The sequence below is a fragment of the Aurantibacter aestuarii genome (genome assembly GCF_003008425.1).
Lineage (GTDB): Bacteria > Bacteroidota > Bacteroidia > Flavobacteriales > Flavobacteriaceae > Aurantibacter > Aurantibacter aestuarii.
In genome coordinates this window covers 1-4,406 of sequence record NZ_PXOQ01000017.1, presented here as the reverse complement: position 1 = coordinate 4,406, position 4,406 = coordinate 1, and the positions used below count along the sequence as shown (strand labels likewise).

General features: G+C 41.2%; 1 protein-coding gene. It reads left to right on the top strand.

Translation table 11 applies throughout. The features are described 5' to 3' along the window. Positions 1–4,406 (top strand): hypothetical protein (locus C7H52_RS13505; RefSeq protein WP_106464332.1); only part of this gene is annotated, 4,406 nt, incomplete at both ends.

The following is a 4,406-nucleotide window of genomic DNA, read 5'->3' as shown; positions in this document are numbered from 1 at the left end:
GTTTTAAGTTCAAACGATACGACATTTACCTTAGCACCAACCTGCGACGGAGCGACAGCGACGGTAACAGGTGATGCAGGTGGAACTTTTACCTTTAACCCAGTTCCAACGGACGGAGCAGTCATAGATGCAACTACAGGAACTATTACCAATGGAACACAAGGCAGTACTTATACGGTAGAGTATAGCTTTACATTACCATGCCCAGTGAGCAGCACTCAGTCTGTAACGGTATTCCCGTTAGAAGATGCCAGCTTCACTACCACACCAACTTGTGATGGCGCTACGGTAACGGTAACAGGCGATGCAGGCGGTGTATTTGCTTTTAATCCAGACCCAATGGACGGATCGGTAATAGATCCAGTCACAGGAACGGTAACAGGTGGACCACCATCAGCTACTTACACGATAGAATATACAACTACAGGACCATGTCCAGTTCAGAATACAGAAAATGTAACAGTATTTGCAGAAGAAACATCAGCATTTACAGTAACAGCAACTTGCGATGGAGGAACAGCAACAGTAACAGGCGATGCGGGAGGAAGCTTTGCTTTTAACCCAGCACCAACGGATGGAGCAGTAATAGATGTAGCAACGGGAACCGTTACTATGGGAACACCAGGAGCAGTATATACAATAGAATACACTACAGGCGGCCCATGTCCAGACGTATCAACGGTAAATTTAGCTGTATTAAACCAAGATAATTCAAGCTTTACTTTATCACCAACTTGTGATGGGGCTACAGCAACCATAACAGGACAAGCTGGAGGTACTTTTGCATTTAATCCAGTGCCAACCGATGGAGCGATGATTAACACGACAACAGGAACCATAACTAATGCGCCTTTTGATGCCACTTATACGGTAGAGTATACCACAAATGGACCATGTCCAACTACCACAACTCAGAGTGTTACAGTATTCTCTCAACCAACCATAGTTCCACCAACACCATTGGAGGTCTGTGATGATAATGTGCCAGATGGCTTTACAGCAATTGACTTAACCTTAAAGAATAATGAGGTAACAGGAAATAATCCTGCGTATACGGTAAGCTACCACTTACTACAAACTCAGGCAGAGAATGATACAGACGCCTTACCAAACACCTACACCAACATTTCTAATCCACAAATTATATATGTTCGAGTAGAAGATAGTAGTACGGGATGTGCAGATACGGCACCATTAGAATTACGCGTGGTTCAGGCACCAGCAGCTAATACGCCAATGCCATTAGAATACTGTGATCCAGATGCAGATGGCTTTGGAACATTCGATTTAGACTCAACCATTCCAGAAATCACAGGAAATGCAGCAGGTTTAACGGTAACATTCCATGAAACACAAACCAATGCAGAAAATGGGGTTGTTGAGCTGTCAAGTCCTTACGATAATATCATGATTAATACCCAAACGATTTATGTAAGAATAGAGAGTGCAACGGTAGCAACAGACTGTGCAAGTTTTGTACAACTCCAACTAATTGTTTACCCAACGCCACAGATATTAGACACGCCAACGACTATAGAGATTTGTGATAATGCAACCGCAGATGGTTTTGCAACGTTCGATTTAACGACTAATAACACACAGATATTAGATGGATTAGATCCAGCCAATTATGAGATTACATATTACACGTCTCAGGCAAATGCAGAAGCACCAAGTAACCCAATAACCTCACCAACCGCTTATAACAATACCACAGCGTTTAATCAAACGGTTTGGGTAAGAGTAGAGGATGACCCAAATCCAACAGGAGTTACAAATGGTTGTTATAGTGTTGTGGCCATGAATCTGGTGGTTAATGCCAACCCAGTATTAGTACAACCAGACCCATTACAGTTATGTGATGAGAACAATCCAGGCGATGAGCAAGAATTCTTCACATTAGAAGATGCTAATGCTCAAATATTAAATGGACAAACCGGTATAGTACTGAGTTATCACTTAACACAAAACGGAGCAAATACAGACACTCAGGAAATTACCAGTCCATATGAGAATGTGGTAAACCCTCAGACTGTTTTTGTAAGAGCGGAAAATAGTGTAACAGGTTGTATAAGTACAACTACATTAACCCTTCAGGTTAACCCGTTACCATCACCATTAGCAAACCCAGCACCATTAACAGCGTGTGACACGGATAATGATGGTATATTTGATATGTTCGATTTAGACAGTCAGACTATAAGTATCTTAAACGGAGAGCCAAATGTGACGATAACTTACCACGAGACCGAGCAAAATGCGATAAGTGGCGCAATGGATTTAAGTAGTCCATATGAAAACATCCAACCATTTAGCCAATTGTTATGGGTAAGAGCAGAGAACAATACCACAGGATGTTACCGTATTGTGAATTTAGAATTACAAGTATTAAACTCACCTGTCATACCAAATAATATCGATCCAATCGATGCAACACCAGGTGATAATATTTATATCGTATGTGACGATAATAACGATGGATTTAATGTCTTTAATTTTGATATGAACGTAACACCAGTTGTGTTAGGTACTCAAAACCCGGCAGACTTCCCAATCAGTTATTACACGACACAAAACAATGCCATAAGCGGTATTAACCCAATTACTAACACGGCAAGTTATCCTAACGTGACTAACCCACAAACCATTTGGGTACGATTAGATAATGCCAATGGTTGTGAGACGATACGAAGCTTCCAGATAGAGGTAGAGTTCCCACCGGTAATAGTAACACCAACAGTATTAAATGCGTGTGACGATTTAGATGCGAACTACTATGAAGATAATGATGGCTTTACCACATTTGACCTAACGGTTAAAGATGGCGAGATTACCAATAACGATCCAAGTTTAGTGGTAAGCTATCACACTACAGCAGCGAGTGCACAAGCAGGAACGGTAACCATCCCAGATCCAACGATGTTTGTAAACACGGTAAATGCAGTGCAAACCATTTATGTACGAGTGGTAGATGCTAACACAGGATGTTTCAGTACAACCACCTTAACGGTACGTGTTAGACCAAACCCATCACCAACACAAAATCCAATGGATATAGAATTGTGTGATGACAATAACTCACCAGATGGCATAGAGGTATTTGATTTAACTCAAAATGCAGTAGACATCATCAATGGAGAGCCAAATGTAAGTTTAACGTACTATACAGATTTAAATGAAGCCTTAGCAGGAGTTAACTTTATAGTAGATCCAACGATGCATAGTAACGAAGATCCAGCTAACCCAGGAACAGGTATCTCACCACAAACCATCTATGTACGAGTAACCAGTGGAAGTGATGTTAATGGAACAGGCGGAACAGGTTGTTATACGATAGTAGACTTCGATATTATAGTTAATCCGTTACCAGTGATACCGACCGATGATTTAGATATCCGAGAGTGTGAGCCAAATACGGATAATGTATTTACGTTCGATTTAACTCAGAACACGCCTATAATCTTAGGAGCACAAGACGGACCAAACTATGCAGTAACTTATCATACAACCTTACTAGCCGCACAAAATGGCGCACCACAAATAGGTAATCCAGCAGCGTTTACTAACTCGAGTAACCCACAAGAGATTTTTGTAAACATCAGTAACACAACCACAGGTTGTGAGATTGCTACCTTAAGTTTCTTTATCGAGGTTAATGACGATGCAGTAGCGTATCCGTATGCTAATGTGTTTGAGGTTTGTGATGACAATATGGAGTTTGATAACGATACAACAAATGATAGTGCAACCTTCGATTTATCAACACAAGATGCAGAAGTATTAGGAAACGATCCAACAAATCCGCAACCGGCAGCAGACTTTGCAGTAAGCTATTACGAAACACAAGCCGATGCAGATGCAGGAACCAATCCATTACCAACATTATACAATAACATCGTTAACCCACAAGTGATATACGTAAGAGTAGATAACAACATCCCAACAGGCACGCCTCCAGTAGATGGTTCGTTCTGTTATGATGTAACTACACTAACACTTCAGGTTAACCCAATGCCATCATTTAATTTAGATGACATGTATCTAATTTGTGCAAGCACTAATGGAACAGAAGTCTTACCAAACGATGTGATAGACACTGGATTAAGTGCAGCAAATTACAGTTTTGAGTGGTATTTAAATGGAACAGTAATCCCAGGACAGACAGGACCAACTTTAGCGCCACAAGAAGGAGGAAGCTATGCGGTGATTGTGACAGATAATGTTACAGGATGTTCAAGCGATCTAAACGATCCAAATGCGAATACCATCGTAGAGGTAAGTACACCACCGGTTATAACCGCCGAGGTGGTTACCGATGCATTCTCAGAAAACCATACCATCCAGGTCACAGCAACAGGTGATGGAATCTCGGAATTTGAGTTCAGTTTAGACGGCGGAGCTTATGT